Annotated in this window: 15 protein-coding genes; all 15 read right to left on the reverse strand. The window is 63.3% G+C overall.

What is annotated here, in order from left to right; genetic code table 11:
* Positions 1–12 precede the first annotated feature (12 nt).
* The 15 genes from BP26_RS0102840 to secY all read right to left on the reverse strand — a co-directional run bounded on the left by BP26_RS0102840 (position 13) and on the right by secY (position 16,835).
* Positions 13–1,206: an aspartyl/asparaginyl beta-hydroxylase domain-containing protein gene (locus BP26_RS0102840; RefSeq protein ID WP_029919067.1), complete on the reverse strand. Its 1,194-nt coding sequence runs from the start codon at positions 1,204–1,206 to the stop codon at positions 13–15.
* Between the two features lie 49 nt (positions 1,207–1,255).
* On the reverse strand, positions 1,256–2,335 hold the full coding sequence (locus BP26_RS0102845) for a 2OG-Fe(II) oxygenase (RefSeq protein WP_029919068.1): 1,080 nt from the start codon (positions 2,333–2,335) through the stop codon (positions 1,256–1,258).
* 202 nt (positions 2,336–2,537) lie between these two features.
* Positions 2,538–3,728: an aspartyl/asparaginyl beta-hydroxylase domain-containing protein gene (locus tag BP26_RS0102850; protein WP_084182748.1), complete on the reverse strand. Its 1,191-nt coding sequence runs from the start codon at positions 3,726–3,728 to the stop codon at positions 2,538–2,540.
* A gap of 47 nt (positions 3,729–3,775) precedes the next feature.
* The gene (locus BP26_RS27265; RefSeq protein ID WP_169740633.1) at positions 3,776–5,491 is read right to left on the reverse strand and encodes a tetratricopeptide repeat protein; all 1,716 of its coding nucleotides are present in this window, start codon (positions 5,489–5,491) and stop codon (positions 3,776–3,778) included.
* A gap of 378 nt (positions 5,492–5,869) precedes the next feature.
* Positions 5,870–8,947 (reverse strand): TonB-dependent receptor domain-containing protein, encoded by a 3,078-nt coding sequence (locus BP26_RS0102860; RefSeq protein ID WP_084182749.1) that lies wholly within the window; start codon positions 8,945–8,947, stop codon positions 5,870–5,872.
* Positions 8,948–9,272: 325 nt separating this feature from the next.
* On the reverse strand, positions 9,273–10,673 hold the full coding sequence (locus BP26_RS0102865) for a TIGR03032 family protein (protein WP_157572330.1): 1,401 nt from the start codon (positions 10,671–10,673) through the stop codon (positions 9,273–9,275).
* Positions 10,670–11,437, reverse strand: coding sequence for a hypothetical protein (locus BP26_RS0102870; RefSeq protein ID WP_029919073.1), 768 nt, complete (start codon positions 11,435–11,437; stop codon positions 10,670–10,672). Before BP26_RS0102870 ends, BP26_RS0102865 begins: the two co-directional genes overlap by 4 nt.
* Positions 11,434–12,078, reverse strand: a complete 645-nt coding sequence (locus BP26_RS0102875; protein WP_029919074.1) for an aspartyl/asparaginyl beta-hydroxylase domain-containing protein — start codon at positions 12,076–12,078, stop codon at positions 11,434–11,436. Before BP26_RS0102875 ends, BP26_RS0102870 begins: the two co-directional genes overlap by 4 nt.
* 204 nt (positions 12,079–12,282) lie before the next feature.
* Positions 12,283–12,672 carry a 50S ribosomal protein L17 gene (rplQ, locus tag BP26_RS0102880; protein ID WP_029919075.1) on the reverse strand — a complete coding sequence of 130 codons (390 nt, stop codon included), beginning with the start codon at positions 12,670–12,672 and terminating at the stop codon, positions 12,283–12,285.
* Positions 12,673–12,693: 21 nt separating this feature from the next.
* Positions 12,694–13,677: a DNA-directed RNA polymerase subunit alpha gene (locus BP26_RS0102885; RefSeq protein WP_029919076.1), complete on the reverse strand. Its 984-nt coding sequence runs from the start codon at positions 13,675–13,677 to the stop codon at positions 12,694–12,696.
* A gap of 109 nt (positions 13,678–13,786) precedes the next feature.
* Entirely contained in the window at positions 13,787–14,407 is a 621-nt protein-coding gene (rpsD, locus tag BP26_RS0102890; protein WP_029919077.1) for a 30S ribosomal protein S4, read from the reverse strand.
* Positions 14,408–14,424: 17 nt separating this feature from the next.
* The gene (rpsK, locus tag BP26_RS0102895) at positions 14,425–14,820 is read right to left on the reverse strand and encodes a 30S ribosomal protein S11 (protein ID WP_029919078.1); all 396 of its coding nucleotides are present in this window, start codon (positions 14,818–14,820) and stop codon (positions 14,425–14,427) included.
* Between the two features lie 22 nt (positions 14,821–14,842).
* Positions 14,843–15,202 carry a 30S ribosomal protein S13 gene (rpsM, locus tag BP26_RS0102900; RefSeq protein ID WP_029919079.1) on the reverse strand — a complete coding sequence of 120 codons (360 nt, stop codon included), beginning with the start codon at positions 15,200–15,202 and terminating at the stop codon, positions 14,843–14,845.
* A 128-nt stretch (positions 15,203–15,330) separates the two neighbouring features.
* Positions 15,331–15,444: a 50S ribosomal protein L36 gene (rpmJ, locus tag BP26_RS0102905; protein ID WP_029919080.1), complete on the reverse strand. Its 114-nt coding sequence runs from the start codon at positions 15,442–15,444 to the stop codon at positions 15,331–15,333.
* Between the two features lie 47 nt (positions 15,445–15,491).
* On the reverse strand, positions 15,492–16,835 hold the full coding sequence (gene secY / locus BP26_RS0102910) for a preprotein translocase subunit SecY (protein WP_029919081.1): 1,344 nt from the start codon (positions 16,833–16,835) through the stop codon (positions 15,492–15,494).
* Between the last annotated feature and the right edge of the window lie 19 nt (positions 16,836–16,854).

Here is a 16,854-nt window from a genome sequence, read left to right on the forward strand (position 1 = left end):
CACCTCGTGATATTACAAATCTGCGGTGGGACTTGCGTCGTTGAAAGCGTCGATGGCGGTGATGGCGCTACTGATCAGCTCGCGCTCCACCGGGCTCAGACGCGGGTTCCAGATGTCGCAAATCATGATGATGCGGGGCTCCGCGCTGTCGTTCCAGGCTTCATGCTCAATGGTATCGTCGAATACCCACGCCTGCCCTTCACGCCACGGCCGCGTCTGGTTGCCGACGCGGAAACCGCAGCCCTCCGGCACGATCAGCGGCAGATGTACCACCAGGCGGGTGTTGGCCACGCCGGTGTGCGGCGGAATGCGCGTCTTCGGCTGCAGTGCGGAAAACATCGCCGCGGGGGAGCGCTGCGGCACCTGCGGTTGCGGCAGCTGCGCCAACACCTCCATGGTCCGTGGACAGCGGCTGCAGTTCTGCTCCACCCGCTCGCCGTAAAGCAGCAGGTGCAAGGCGCCCCAGCGCCGCGAGTGATTCAGCTCTGCCCACTGGTCGATCGGCACGCCGTCCGGATAGGCCACGTAGGGCACGAAGTCGCGGAAGTCGTCGCGCAGGACCTGCAGCAGCTCCTCGCGAATGGCGGCCGTGGCAGCCTCCAGCCCGCGCAGCCAGGGGAAATCCTCGCGTTCGTGGAATTCCAGCGCCGGCAGGCCGGGGTAGAAGAAATCGGTCGGTTCCTGGCGGAAATTGCGCTTGCGGCCGGTGGCGAGGTCGATGAAGGCATTGATGCGAACCGCCTCGGCGCTGCTGCCCTTTTCTCTGGCCGGGCCGATGCGATGACCGATGAATTCCGCCAGCTCGTCCGCATAGCGATCGCTGACCTGACGGGCATGGCGCAAGGCCTGCAGCGTGGCCGCGTCCAGCTGGCTTTCCGGCGGGGTCAGGCCGATGGCGGGACGGTAGATGCGGGCGGCCTGCCTGACCTGACCCTGGCGCTCCAGCAGGGAACCTTTCATCAGCAGCGCCATGAACGAGCGCGGGCTGACGCGCAGAGCCTGTTCCACTGCCGTCATAGCGCCCGCGATGTCGCCCTGGACCCGCAGGCAACCGGCCAGGTTCAGCCACAGGGCGACATCGTTGCCGTTGCTGGCCAGGGCCTGCCGCAGCATCACCCGCGCCGTGGCGAAATCGCCGGCCGCCATGGCACGCATCGCCGCCGCGTTCAGCTCGCGTGCCGAGCCCGTGGAGTGCTCAGCCGTCATTACCAAAGCCCCTCGCAGCGTTGCCGGCGTGGCCGGTATGAACCGCGCATCAGCCTGCGCTCCCGAAGGTGCGGTCCTGGATCCATTGCGAAAATATGAACTTCTCGCCGCGCGTGACGGGCAGCGCCGCATGCAGGCTCTGCTTGTCCGGCGCGCCGGCGGCATCGACATTGGCGAAATAGACCGCATCGCCCTTCCTGCCGCGGGTGCGCAGGCCGACCTTGCAGAATTCGAGTTCGCCTCCTTCGTAGTCGTCGTTCAGGTACAGCAGCAGGGTGGCGATGCGCTCCGCTTCGTAGCCGCCCTCGGCGCGCACATGATCGTAGTGCGGCTTGATTTCCTGGCCCACCGCATAGTGGAAGATCTGCGGCGGTTCCATGGCGAAGATCGGCAGCTTGACCAGCGCCGAAGTGCGCTCACGCACCAGCACCAGCACCAGATCCGCGTCGATGATGTCGAAACAGAAGTCGCTATTGTTGCGCGATGCCGAAAAAGCCGGCCGGTTGCCGTCGAACATCAGGGCCGGCTTGAACTTGCCGAGCGAGCGCTGCACCAGCCAGTCGCACACTTCGGCCGAGGTGAAGGCTTCGGCGAAGCGGATGCGCGGCGCCTCGCACAGGGAACGGCGCGGCGGCGGCTGCCGCCATGCTTCGATATCGATGCTTTCCCGCAGCCCCTGCCAGCATCCCGGCGGCGGCACTGCGGCGTCGCGGGTCTGCTGCACCAGCGTCCGGTCGCCGGCCAGCAGCAGCAGCTGGCCGCGCGCATTCGCCGAGCCGCGTTCCGCAGCCAGCTGCAGATGGCGCAGCGCAGCCGGCCAATCCTGCGGCATCCAGGCTCCGGACGCAGCCAGGGTTGCCATCTGCGCCGTGGCGTCGGCATCGCCGCGCTCGGCAGCCTCTCCCAGCAGGATGGTGGCTTCCTGCGGCGACTGTGGTGCGTTGCGGCCGATCAGCAGGCGCAGGCCGAGCTGGCACATCGCAGCTGCATCGCCGCTACGAGCCTCCCGCCGCAGGATCTCCACGGCCTCTTCATGCCGGCCCTGGCGATCGAGCTCGCCCGCCTGCGCCAGCACCTCGCCGCCGGCGGGCGGTGCGCCCGGGGCGCGAGTGGTGGGTTGCGGGTTCATCGGGTTCCTGTCCGCAGACGACTTGCCCGTACGTTCAAATCGGCTAGATGATGGCGCCGCCGGCTGCATTGCTCAAGGCACAGCGGCTCAGCTGCCAGCCCGACCCAACAGCCGGCCCTGGCGGATGCCATTGCACTCCATGTCCCTTGCAGCTGTCGTATCAGCGCCACGGCCGAACGATGCGGTTCGCGATGACGGAGATTCAAAGACCGGCCTCCACATTGAAGCCGTTGAACTGGTCCATGGCATGCACCAGACCGGTGATCATGTCGCGTTCGGCCTGAGCCAGATGCGGGTGCCAGATATCGCAAATCAGGATGACACGAGGCCGCTCGCTGTCGTTCCAGGCCTCATGCTCGATGGTATCGTCGAACACCCAGGCCTCACCTTCGCGCCAGGCACGCGTTTCATTGCCGACCCGGAAACCGCACCGCTCCGGCACGATCAGCGGCAGGTGCACGATCAGGCGGGTGTTGGCGACGCCGCTGTGTGGCGGAATGCGTGTTTTCGGCTGCAGCACGGAAAACAGCGCGGACGGCGAGCGACCCGGCATATCTGGCTGCGGCAGGGCCGCCAGGGCCGCCAGCGTTTGTGGACAGCGGCGGCTGTTTTCTTCCACCGCACTACCGGCGAGAGACAGATGCAGCGCCCCCCAGCGCCGTGAGCGGTTGAGTTCGGCCCATTGTTTCAGCGGGACGCCATCAGGATGGGCGATATACGGCACGAAATCCCTGAAATCATCGCGCAATATCTGCAACAGTTCGGCCCGGATGACGCCTGTCGCCTGCTCCAGATCCTCCAGCCAGGGAAATTCCTCGCGCTCGTAGAATTCGATGGTGGGCAGACCGGGATAGTAAAAATCCGATGGTTCCTGGCGGTAGATGTTGGCGCGGCGCAGGGTGAAATCCATGAACTTGTTCATGCGCCGGGATTCCGCGCTGCTGCCCCGTTCGCGCGCCGGACCGATCCTGGCGGTAACGAAGTCGACCAGCTCTTCGACATAGCGCCCATTGACTTTCCGGGCATGATCCAGTGCTTTGGCAGTGGCGGCATCGAGGGTGTCTTGCGGCGGCTCCAGGGCGATCGCGAAACCGTAAATTCTGGCCGCTTCCCTGACCTTGCCCTGCCGTTCGAGCAGCGACCCTTTCATCAACAGCGCCATGAAGGACCAGGGATCGGTCTTGAGGGCGCGGTCGACCGCCGTCAACGCACCGGGGAGGTCGGAAAGCGCGCGGCAGCAGGCGGCGAGATTCAACCACAGGGCGGTGTTGTCGGCCGCAAGGCGCAGGGCTTTATGCAGGATCTCCCGTGCGGCCGCGAAATCACCCGCGCCCATGGCCCGCAAGGCGGCAGCATGGGATTCACGGACAAAGTCGCCAGCCGGTTGGGTCATCCTCTCACCTTGCGCTGCAACGACAGCCTGGCAGCCGGCAAGGGCAGTCAGGCCGAAGCATTGCCGCCGCCCGGACCGGAGCCGGCAGTGGGAACAACGTCGAATGCAATGCTCAGGCGGTCGTGACTGTCGTTGAACGGCATGGTGCCGTGCCAGTAGAAGGACGGGAACAGCACCAGGCGCCCGACTTCCGGTTGGACGAAGGAGTCCGGCCGATCACGCTCGTTCAGCGCCATATTGGATTCGCCGAACTTGAGCCAGCCCTGCCGGTGGGAAGCGTCATCGATGCCTTCCGGCAATCGGACGTAGTAGGCGGAACTGATCCAGCCCATGGGATGCACATGGTTCGTATGGAATCCCTGGGAACGCAGGCGGCAGGACCAGGAGCCGCTGAAATCGAACTGCTCCAGACCCACCCGGCGCTGGCTCATCGGATGCAGGGCATCCGGCGGCAGATCACGGGCGTAGTCCGCGACTGCCTCGCGAATGGCATCGCGTACTTCACGGATCAGCGGGGTGTCGGCCACGGCAAACAGATTGCCGGCGGTCTGGGTGCCGCCGCGCAGGGTCTGGTCAATCGGCTCGACCCGCGTCGTGTGCAGGCTATCGAGTTCCTGCGCCAGGGCCTCGTTGAAAGCACGGGCATCGGCGAAGCCGGAGGGCGGCTTGATATCGTAGATCTTGACGTAGCGGGAGTGATCCACCAGGGATTGGTAACGGCTGTCGCCCAGTTCGCGGTAACTGAGGGCCAGCCCCGACAACAGCAGTTGGTTGTGCGGATCGATCGCCCTGGCCTGCTCGAACACCTGGAGTGCCTCACCTGCCTGCTGGTCGCGCAAAAGAGCGGAAGCGAACTCGAAACGATGCATGATCGAAGCTGGCTCCGCCGCCACCGCCTGCTCGAAGAAGGCATAGGCTTCCTCGAATTTGCCCTGCCAGGCCATCGCGCGCGCCAGCATGCCAAGTATGTCGCCGCGCTCCGGAGCACGGGCGCGGGCACGCCAGAGCAGGTCTTCTGCACGCGCGTACTGGTCGCGTCGCATATGGAAAGCAGCCTCCAGTAACATCAGACCGGGATCGAGGCCAATCCGCGTTCTGGCATATTCAAACGAGCGCAGGTAAAGATCGCTCCGGCCGGTGGACCAGGCCAGGCGATTGAGCTGCTCATGCGTCCCACTGTCTCCGGGCCACAGTTCCACAGCTCGCCAGTAGGCGTTCAGAGCCTCCTCATGGCGCTGTGCATCGCGCAAGGCATTGCCCACGGCGAGATTCACCGCGTGGCCTTCCGGGCGCAGGAAATGAGCGTGTTCCAGCGCCGACAGCGCTTCATCATGACGTTGCAGGCCAGACAGCAGCAAGCCGCGGTAATAGTGGGCATCGAAGAACTTCGGTCCGACGGCGACGGCCTGGTCGAAATGGCTCAGAGCCTCTTCAGCGGCGCCCTGCTCGCTGAGGATAGCTCCGATGCGGGTCAGGGCGCGCGCATAGCGCGGTTGTGCCGCGACGGCGGCGCGAAAGGCGCCCAAAGCTTCAGAATTGCGGCCAGCTTCTTCCAGCAAGACCCCGAGGTTGTAATGCGCTTCGGCGTATCCGGGCAGCAATTCGAGCGCCCGTCGATAGCAGACCTCCGCATCGTCGCGGCACTCTGCCGTATGCAGCACCGCACCGAGATTGTTGTACAGCTCGGCGCTACTGGGCATCAAGGCCAGGGCACGCCGCAGCAGAACTTGCGCTTCAAGCAATTCGCCGCGCTCGCGCAGCAACAGGGCCAGATTCTGTAACGGTGCGGCCTGTTGCGGATACGCCAGCACCAGGCTGCGATAAAGCTGCTCCGCCTCGGCAATCTTGCCGGCCACTTCGAGGGCGCCCGCGCGCTGCAGGGTGCCCGCAAGATCGGGGCGCGGGTTGGCGTCTGCGGATTTCGGCAGAACCGAATCAGTGGCTGGTTCAGATAGATCGTTCATAAGTGGAAGCTGATCACGGCCATCCTACACCTGGATCCGGATGAGAGGGGAATCGTCAGGGGGCAGATGCCCGAAACCCGGCAGACATGTCTCGCCATGCGCCCATAACGGCGAATGGCCCAAAAAAGAACGGCGGCTCCGAAGAGCCGCCGTCAGGTTACAGACTTGCAGTGCGGCTTAGAAGTCCGCGGTCACGCCAACAAACATCACGCGGCCCAGAGCGTCATAGACGTTCGGGAAGGTGTTGCCGTTGCCGAAGGGCGGTGACGAAATGGCGAACGGTGCATTGCTCGAAACCGTCGGCGGATTCTGACCGAACACATTGCTGACGCCGAAACGGAACAGGATGCTCTCGGACTGCAGCGGCAAACGGTAGGTGCCGGACAGATCAACATACTGCTTGTTGCCGATACGGCCATCGATCGAGTCGTGTTTGCCGGCCAGGTTCGGGTCGGCCGTGTTCTGGTCGAGATGCACGCCACCGATGAAGCGGTAGTTGGCGGACAGGCTCAGGCCAAACGGCGAATCCCAGGTGAAACGGGCCTTCTGCTTCAGGCGCGGGTTCGGACCGTTCGAGGTGCCGTTACAGGTCGTGCCAAAGAGGCCGGCGCAATTGTAAAGGCCCAGACCGGGCGCATTCTCCAGTGAGTAGTCAAGAATGTAGGTCGATACATAGTTGAATATGAACTGGCCATTGTTGCCCAGACCCATATCGCGGAGACGGATGCGGTAGTCGGCCTCGAAGTCGATACCCTTGGTGCGCAACGAACCCGTGTTGGCGAACAGATTGTCGACGTAGTTGGTGCCGGTCGAAGTATCGCCGGAAATCTTGCCTGTCGTCGGGTTGCGGTGGAAGCCGTTGCAGAACGCCGTGTTGCCGGCGAAGCAGCTGGCGAACAGCGAAGGGATGGACTGCACGCCGATGGCGCCATCAATGTAGATATCGAAGTAATCCACCGTGATCGCCAGATTCTTCACCTGCGACGGGGTGATGACGATACCCAGCGAACGGGTGATCGACAGCTCGGACTTCAGCGCCGTGTTGCCGCCACCCTTGACGTTGCACTGACCAGCCTGACAGTCGCCAACGCTGCCGTACTGCGCAGCGGTCACACCGGTCAGAGCGCACTGAGCAGCCGACGCGGTAGGCGTGGCTCCAGCGCAGGGGTCGGAACCGCCACTCAGACCGAAGGCCTGCGGCGTATACAGCTCGTTGACCGAAGGTGCACGCGTGGCGCGCTGGAAGCTTGCGCGCAGGGTCACGTCCTGGATCGGCGAGTACTTCAGTCCGGTTTTCCAGCTGTGCGTGTCGTTGGCGGTGCTGTAATTGGACCAGCGGTAGGCGCCGTCGATCTGCAGCAGCTTGGCGCCCGGAGCGTTCTCGATCAGCGGAGCCTGGACCTCGCCGAAGAACTCCGGCACCAGGAACTCGCCCGAAGTCGCCGGGCTCGGACCGCCCACACCGCCGAGGCTGCCGGCGGCGAGGAGCGAATCGGGACGGTAGTCCAGGGATTCACGGCGGAATTCCCAGCCGCCGGCAACGCCAACGCCATTCTTGGCGAACGGGCTCTGCACCTGGTACTTGCCCAAATCGGCGGAGACGGTGGCGTTGACCACGTCTTCGATCTGGGTTGCCTGGGCGTAGCCGTTGGCCTTGATGTAGTTCACCGCTTCCGGCGTGACGCCGCCGGCCGTGAACAGATTCAAGGGCACGCAAGCGGGATCGGTGCCGTCATAAACCGATTGACATTCCTGCTTGCCGGCATTCGGGTTCGCAGTCTTGCCATCCGCCAAGAAGGCCGGGCCAGTGATGACGTTGAGCGCCTTCAGGGAGTTGGCGGTGTTGAGATAATTCAGCGTGCCGCTGGCGAAAATCACTGCGCCGTGCTGAGCCGAAACATCATAGGTAATGCCATTGACGATGTCCCCGCGCGAACCGACCACGATACGGTAGTCGGTGTGGCGCAGATCCGAAATACGTGGCCCCAGTTCGACCAGTCGCTTGAGAACGGCGACATTGGCCATGCCGGTGCCGCCGGTCAGATCGTCCGGATAGACGTTGGTACCGCCAGGACCATCGTGCGGATTGTTGTCGCCGCACAAATCTGCCACCTGCCCGGTATTGATACCGCCCGGGCCCGCGTGATAGCCCGACAGCATCGGGTTGGTACAGGCGATGTTGGTGACGTTGCCGAACAGACCGGTCGGCGCCACATTGGCGACCGTGTGGTTGTCCATGAACATGGCGCTGCCGTACAGATCGACATGGCTGTTGATCTGGTCGTGGGCGAAACCGCCCAGGTGGTAGCGGCTGTCCGGACGCTGGATGTAGTTGTAGGGCGCAAAATTGAACGTCCGCCCGTCGTTCGGGATGAAGGTATTGTTGGCCTGGGTGATGAAGTAAGGCGCCAGGTACTTGGGGTTGTCCGGCGTGAGCTTGTGCGCCTGGTTGTAGTTGAAGCGATCGTAACTTTCAAACTTGCCTTCGGCGATGACGCCCGAGCCGGAGCAGGTGCGCGCGGTACCGGCCGAGTTGGTCTTCAGCGAGCAGGTGGAATAGCCGCGCTTGTCCTGGGTGATGCCGTCGGCCTTGGTATAGCCGGCGTACAGCGTGACGTTGCCCTTGCCGCCGGAGAAGTTGTTGCCCCAGATCAGCGTGGTGTCGTAGCTGGTGCCGTCGCTGTGATCGGTGCGGGACGCCTGGGAATCGACGCGGAAGCCCTGGAAATCCTTCTTCATGATGAAGTTGACGACGCCGGCCACGGCGTCCGAACCATACACGGCCGAAGCGCCGCCGGAGAGGACGTCGATACGGTCGATCAGGGCCGCCGGGATGAAGTTCAAGTCGGCCGAAGGCGGAGCCTGCAGCGGATCGCCCGGCATCAGGCGCTTGCCGTCGATCATCACCAGGGTTTCCTGGGGGCCAAGACCGCGCAGATTGACCGTGGCGGTACCGGTGGCACCGTTGGAATCGGCCGAGCTGAAGCCGGCGAATGCCTGCGGCATACTGTTGATCAGGGTTTCCACGTTGGTGGTGCCCTGGTACTGCAGTTCCTTATCGGAAATGACCGTCATGGAACTGGAACTGGTCAGATTGGCCTGCTTGATACGCGAACCGGTGACCTGCACGCCCTGCAATATCGTGGACTGCCCCGCAGAGTCCTGCGCGTAGGCACTGTCTGCGACGGTACCTACACCTGCTATAAACGCCAACTGCACGGCAAGACGAAGCTTGCCTTCGGCACTGAGTTTCATTGTTTCTCCCTAGTTCAGATTCAAGGCGCCAACAACAATTATTGAACGATTTGGCAAATTGCGGGTCTGGCGCCCGATTACGTTCCGAGAATAGCGACGCGGTTGACAGGCGTCAAGCACTTGTTGCAAGCGTGTGACGAGTGCCAAATACCCCTATTGCACTGCACACTTACAGAGCAATTCCGCTCCATTTAACGGCACCGAAACGGCCACAAAGGCAGCCGCTTGCTCTACTCCGGGGCGCTGCGGTTGCCGCTCGGCCAGGGACCTGATACACCGCTTCACGCCCGAACAGCACCCTCGAATCGACCGCGCTTCGATCCGGCTACTGCGCCGGCGGCGCTTCCAGGATCACATCCTTCGGCAGAAAGTAGGTGCCCAACGCCAGGTCGTCGTATTTCGCCAGCAGTTCTGGGAAGTGCAGGCCGGGCAACGCCTGCACGGCGAAGATTTCCTCGACACCTTGGGTAAAGCGCAGGATACCCACCAGGCTGCCGTCAGTGATGTCGATGACCCACACGCCGCAAATGCGTTCGTCCGCGCTGTCCGCGATAGGGATGCCGCTGAACATGGCCGATTCACGGATCTGCGACAGGCCGACGAACGCCAGGGGGCCGTGGAAATCGACCCCGCGGGTAAAGCCCGGGAACTCGAAGAACGGCGTGACTTCACCCGAAACTGGATTCACCTTGGACAAGGTACCCTTGCCGGATTCACAGACCCATAGCTGACCGGCATACCAGCGCGGAGAATGCGGCATGGAAAGCCCGCGGCAGATGGTACGGCCGCTGACGATGTCGATGAGCACCCCGCCATCGGCTTTGCGATCGCGCCAGCCACGGGCAACGTCGCTTTCGCCCAGAGCGGTGACGTAGCGCGGCTGGCCGTCGACCATGGCCAGGCCGTTCAGATGGCAGCGGTCCTCGGAGGCAAAGCCGGTGATGAACGGCGGCCGCCATACCGGCTGGAAACTGTTGGAGCCGTGAATCGTGCACAAGGTCGAAAAGCGCGTGTTGATAAACCAGATGCGGCCTTCGCGATCGAACGCCATCTCGTGCACATCGATATCTCCGGTGAGATGACCGTAGCGCTGCACGAAGCAGGCATCGTGCTTGCCCGCAGGTTCCAGCTTGGCGCAGTTGTCCGGCACGTTTTCGTAAAACAGGATCTCGCCCATGGCACCGACCGCGATCTGGCCGTTGCCGACCGCGATGCCCATCGGCTTGACCGCATCACGGTAAAGGGTATTGACCAGCCCTTCGCCATCGTTGCGGACCACGATGAGCTTGCCGGCCTGATAGGTGCTGACCAGCAGCGACACTCCCACTTCGCCGAGGATGCGGCCCAGCTCCGGAGTCTGCGTGCTTTCGAGCTCGATATCCTTCAGCGGTACTGGCGCCGTCGCGGGAGCTGTCGGCTGTGGGTCGTTTTGGGGAGGGAGGGTCTGATAGGACATAAATAAATTGGAAGTCGGTGGACAGTTGGGTGGCATGATCAGGATGCTGCCGGCATCACCCGCCGTTGTCTTCGGCGGAGCATCGTACATCGCGACCGTCAGGCCTTTGGGGTACTTTACCGAAAGCGAGAGCCTGTTTGGCCGTGGGGACAGTTGCAGCGCCGATGCCCGATTGGAGATATCGGCACTCCTGCCGCTCCGCTTGGGGGGAAATGCAGCGTGCAAAACCATCGGCGGGAGCCTGAAAATAAAGGCCGCCTGTGCAGTCACACAATTCGCGGTTCGGCAACTGCACCCAGCACGGAGGCCAGCGCTGGGACTGCACGCGCCGGCATGGCTTGTTCAAAGCTGTACCCATAAGCGTGGATCAACTCGCCATCCCGTTGAGCCACCAGCTGGCGCAATTCGTCGTCATAGTACAAGCGATAGTCGCCGTGAACCGAACGGTTCCGCGCCAGGCCCACCTCGATGTGATGTGACATCGCTTCGGGCGGCACGTAGCGTATTTTCCCGAAAAAGGCCGCCAGATCCTGCCGCAGCGACTCCGTGCGACCAATATGCAGCACCCGGCCTGCGCCGCTGCCATACATATGCCGGTACAAGTGGCTGTAGAAGCCACGGCCGCTGCCGCGAATGGGCTCAAGCGCTTGCCGCGGCAGGTTCAGTCCGCGATTGACATAAACCTCGGGCAGGCCCTGCAAGACCTGCGACAACAAAGCCGGATCGCTCTCCAGACTGAGCAGCCGTCGGATGGTGTCCTTGAATCCAAGGGAGTTGTCCCGGCTGACGCAGCGGAACAGGTGATTCTGCTGCGGCAGGCCGCGCTGAAAACTGAACCAGGAAACATAGTAGGTCCACGGATTGCGCACGAAACCCAGCACCGGCAGATCGAGCGCCTCCTGTGGGATGCTCGACACCGGCAAATGGTAGCCGACCACCAGGGCTTCGGGCACGTGGCGCACCAGGGCTTCGTTGATGAAGGTGCCACCGGACTTGTGCAGATGCACGTAGACGAAATGCGGCGTGACGATCATGGATGGGCGGGTCGCGCCAGACGCCGTTCTACGACTGCATCGACCTGTCCCAGGTCGGACTCGCCCTGCCGGATCAATTCGAGCAAGGGCGCCGAAGGCAGGAAATCGCAGATCAGGTGGGTCCGCGCCTGTTCGGGGTGGGCATTCCAGACGCCGTGGCGGTTGGAGTTGTTGAGCGCCCATATTTCACTCGACCGCATCCGGTAAACCCTGCCACCGCAATACATCAGCATCCGCTCGTTGGTGACGATGGGAATATGCAGGCGCAGGGTCTTGTTGAAATAGTCGGCACGGTCGATGTGCGTCGCGATTACCGCACCGGCAGGCAGCTTGGCCAGCAGGCAGCGCATCGGCTGCGCCGGAATCAGGGCACCGATGATCTCGCGGATATATGGCAGCCACTGCAGCGGCGGCCGGTCCTCGATCGGCAGATCTCCCTCCGCCGGAGCGTGGCCGCGCAGAAAAACCGCTTCGGCGGCGCTGTGCACGCCGATGCGGCCGCCGCGGCCGCCCCAAAGCTGCGCGGGCAGTCCCGCAAGCTCGGCCTCCAGGCGTGGCGCATCGACAGCGAGCGGCAAGCGAACACAGGCCCCGATCAGGGCCAGCTTGTCGATCGCCGGCTCAGCGGGCAACGTCAGCATGGTGGCGGCCGTGAAGAAATGACGGGGCTCCGATTACTGGAAGGAGCGCCCGGTCCGGCCGGATCGCGGCGGCTCCCGCAAAATGTTCATGCCGTTTTATACCGCGTATCGCCTTGCCTTGCATCCCGCCATCGACGACGGAAAAACAGCCCAGGCAACAAAACGGGCGCCGAAGCGCCCGTTTATTTTGCCGCTGCTAAAAGCTCAGGCAGCCGCAGTCTCCGCATCCTCACCCACCGGACGGTCAACCAGTTCGACATAGGCCATCGGCGCACTGTCGCCGGGGCGGAAGCCGCAGCGCAGAATGCGCAGGTAGCCGCCGGGGCGCTTGGTGTAGCGCGGGCCCAGCTCGTTGAACAGCTTCTGCACCGCATCGCGATCACGCAGGCGGTTGAACACCAGGCGGCGGTTGGCGACGCTGTCTTCCTTGGCGCGGGTGATCAGCGGCTCGGCGACGCGGCGCAGTTCCTTGGCCTTCGGCACCGTGGTGCGGATCAGCTCGTGCTGGATCAGCGACACGGCCATGTTCTGCATGGTGGCCTTGCGGTGGCTGGTGGTACGGCCGAGGCGGCGGCCGGCTACTTTGTGGCGCATCTTCTAGCTCCTGGGACTTCTTTAAGCAGCCACTTTCGGCGACGACCAGTTGTCGAGCTTCATGCCGAGCTCGAGGTCGTGGGCCTTAAGGGCTTCCTTGATTTCGTTGAGGGACTTCTTGCCCAGGTTCGGGGTCTTCATCAGCTCGGTCTCGGTGCGCTGCACCAGATCGCCGATGTAATAGACGTTTTCGGCCTTGAGGCAATTGGTCGAACGCACACCCAGTTCGAGGTCGTCGATCGGACGGAACAGGATCGGGTTGAGATCCTTCTTGCTGCCGACGGCGACGGACTCTTCCTCGCCTTCCAGGTCGACGAACACCGACAACTGGTCGCGCAGGATGCGGGCGGCCAGGCGGACGCCTTCAGCGGCGTCGATGCCGCCGTTGGTGTCGACGTCCAGGATCAGCTTGTCCAGGTCGGTGCGCTGCTCGACGCGGGCGCGCTCGACGCTGTAGCTGACCCGGCGCACCGGGCTGTAGGAGGCGTCGAGCTGCAGCACGCCGATCGACAGGCCTTCTTCCTCGTTGACCTGGGCGCGGGCGGCGGCGGGCTGGTAGCCGCGGCCGCGGGTGGCCTTCAGGGTCATGCTGAGCTTGCCGCCGGTCAGGTTGGCGATGACCAGTTCCGGGTTGACGATTTCGACGTCATGGTCGAGCTGGATGTCGCCGGCGGTGACCGGACCCTTGCCGGACTTGACCAGCTTCAGGGTGGCCGACTCGCGGGCGCTCATGCGCAGCGCGACGTTCTTGATGTTGAGCAGGATGTCGATGACGTCTTCCTGCACGCCTTCAATGGCGCTGTACTCGTGCACCACACCCTCGATCTGGGCCTCGGTGATGGCGGCGCCGGGGATGGAGGACAGCAGGATGCGACGCAGGGCGTTGCCCAGCGTGTGACCGAAACCGCGTTCCAGCGGCTCCAGGGTGATGCGCGCGCGCTGCGCGGAGACCTGTTCGACCTCGACCACGCGAGGCTTCAGGAAATCGGAGACAGAACCCTGCATAGGAATTACCTCAGTTGCTAAACCGGCCAATGGCCAGTGATTAGTGGCTAGTGACTAGTGAAAAGCGTCTGGACCGACCACTAATCACCAATCACTGACCACTAAAAAATTACTTGGAGTACAGCTCGACCACCAGGTTCTCGTTGATGTCCGGCACGATCTGCTCGCGTTCCGGCAGCGACTTGAAGGTGCCCTTGAAGGCCTTCTCGCTGACTTCGACCCAGTCCGGGAAGCCGATCTGGGCGGCGATGGACAGGGCGGAGGCGATGCGGGTCTGGTTGCGCGACTTCTCGCGTACTTCGACCACGTCGCCGACCTGGACGCGGTAGGACGGGATGTTCACGCCCTTGCCGTTGACCACGATGCCCTTGTGGCTGACCAGCTGGCGCGCTTCGGCGCGGGTGGCGGCGAAGCCCATGCGGTACACCACGTTATCCAGGCGCTGTTCCAGCAGACGCAGCAGGTTCAGGCCGGTGGCGCCCTTGGACTTGGTCGCCTTGACGTAGTAATTGTGGAACTGGCGCTCGAGCAGACCGTACATCTGCTTCAGCTTCTGCTTCTCACGCAACTGCAGGGCGTAATCCGACAGACGCGGCTTGCGGGCACCATGCTGGCCGGGGGGCGTATCCAGCTTGCACTTGGTTTCCAGCGAGCGGCCGCGGCTCTTGAGGAGCAGGTCCACGCCGACGCGGCGCGAGAGCTTGCACTTGGGACCGATGTAACGAGCCATGTTGCTAGATCCTCTACTTAGACGCGACGGCGCTTGGACGGACGGCAGCCGTTATGCGGAATCGGCGTGACATCGGTGATATTGGTGACCTTGAACCCGGCGGCGTTGAGCGAACGCACCGCGGACTCGCGACCCGGGCCGGGTCCCTTGATGCGGACTTCCAGATTCTTCACGCCATGCTCGGCGGCGGCAGTGGCGGCGCGCTCGGCGGCGACCTGCGCGGCGAACGGCGTGCTCTTGCGCGAGCCCTTGAAACCGCAGGAGCCGGCAGTCGACCAGGACAGGGCGTTGCCCTGGCGGTCGGTGATGATGACGATGGTGTTGTTGAACGAGGCATGGACGTGGGCAACGGCGTCGCTCACGTTCTTCTTGACTCGCTTGCGCTGCTTGGCAGCGGTATTCGGTTCGGCCATGGGGCTTCTTCTGCTCTAACTATCAGGTCTTGCGGATGGCTTTGCGCGGGCCCTTGCGGGTACGGGCATTGGTACGGGTACGCTGACCACGAACCGGCAGGCCGCGGCGATGACGCTGGCCACGGTAGCAGCCCATGTCCATCAGGCGCTTGATGCTCATCGACACTTCGCGGCGCAGGTCACCCTCGACGGTGTACTTGCCCACTTCGGTGCGGAGCACATCCAGTTCACCCTCGGTCAGCGACTTGATCGGGGTGTTCGGAGCGATCTTGGCGCCATCGCAGATCTTGCGGGCGCGGGTTGCTCCAATGCCGTAGATCGCCCGTAAGGCGATGACGACATGCTTGTTGGCCGGGACGTTGACGCCCGCGATACGTGCCATAGCTAAGCTCTCTCAAAGTGCTGCGCGGGCGAAGCTGCGCAGTATAACGGAAAATAGATGTTTCTTACAAATCAAAACGTTTGGCGGTCAAACCGCCCGGCATCCGCCTCGGCGGCGCCCGGGGCTTATCAGCCCTGGCGCTGCTTGTGGCGCAGGTCGGTGCACAGCACGCGGACCACGCCCTTGCGACGGACAACCTTGCAGTTACGGCAAATCTTCTTGACGGAAGCGCGGACTTTCATGACTCAGGCCTCTACTCTAAAAACGGATGACTACGACGAATTAAGGTTCAGCGACCGGCGGACCGGCCACCCGCGCTGTTCAACGACTTGAGATTGGCCTTTTTCAGCAGGCCCTCGTACTGGTGCGACATCAGGTGCGCCTGCAGCTGCGCCATGAAGTCCATGATCACCACTACCGTGATCATCAGCGAGGTGCCGCCGAACGAGAACGGCACATGCCAGTAGTCGATGAAGATTTCCGGCAGCAGGCACACTGCCGTCACATACAGGGCGCCGATCACGGTCAGACGGGTCAGCACCTGGTCGATGTACTTGCCGGTCATCAGGCCCGGACGCACGCCCGGAATGAAAGCGCCGGACTTCTTCAGGTTCTCCGAGGTCTCGCGGGAATCGAACACCAGCGCGGTGTAGAAGAAGCAGAAGAAAATGATCAGACCGGCATACAGCAGGGTGTACAGCGGCTGGCCGGGCGACAGCGCATTGGCCACGCCCTGCAGGAAGCCGCCGTTGCCGGCATCACCGAACATCTTCACGGCGGTGGCCGGGAACAGGATGATCGAGGAGGCGAAAATCGGCGGGATCACGCCCGACATGTTGAGCTTGAGCGGCAGGTGCTGCTGCTTGGCGGCATACTGCAGGCGGCCCTGCTGCTGGCGGGCGTGGTGGATCGGGATGCGGCGCTGGGCGCGCTCCACGAAGACCACGAACCAGGTCACGCCGGCGACCACGATCGCCACCACCGGCACCAGCCATCCGCTGAGCGAGCCTTCGCTCACCAGCTGCGTGGTCGAGGCAATGGCGCTGGGGAAGCGGGTGACGATGCCGGCGAAGATGATCATCGACATGCCGTTGCCGATGCCGCGCTCGGTGATCTGCTCACCCAGCCACATCAGGAACATGGTGCCAGTGACCAGGGCGATCGCCGCGGTGAAGATGAAGGAGAAGCCCGGGTTCATCGCCACGCCGTTCTTTTCCAGCGTCACGGCGGCGGCGACGGACTGGAAGATGGCCAGGCCGAGGGTGCCGTAGCGGGTGAACTTGGTCAGCTTGCGCCGGCCGGACTCGCCTTCCTTGCGCAGCTCCTTCAGGCTCGGCAGGACCGAGCTCATCAGCTGCACGATGATCGAGGCCGAGATGTAGGGCATCACGCCCAGGGCGAAGATCGACAGGCGCTGCAGGGCGCCGCCCGAGAACATGTTGAACATGTCCAGGATGGTGCCCTTCTGCTGCGCGAACAGCTGGCTCAGCTTGGCCGGGTCGATGCCCGGAACCGGGATGAACGAACCGATGCGGTACACCACCAGGGCCGCGAGCAGGAACAGCAGGCGATTGCGCACCTCACCGATCTTGCTCAGATCGGGCATCATTCCGCCACTGGTGCCGTTTGCCATGGTCCTGTCCGCCAGCCTG

The sequence above is a fragment of the Nevskia soli DSM 19509 genome (genome assembly GCF_000711955.1).
GTDB lineage: Bacteria > Pseudomonadota > Gammaproteobacteria > Nevskiales > Nevskiaceae > Nevskia > Nevskia soli.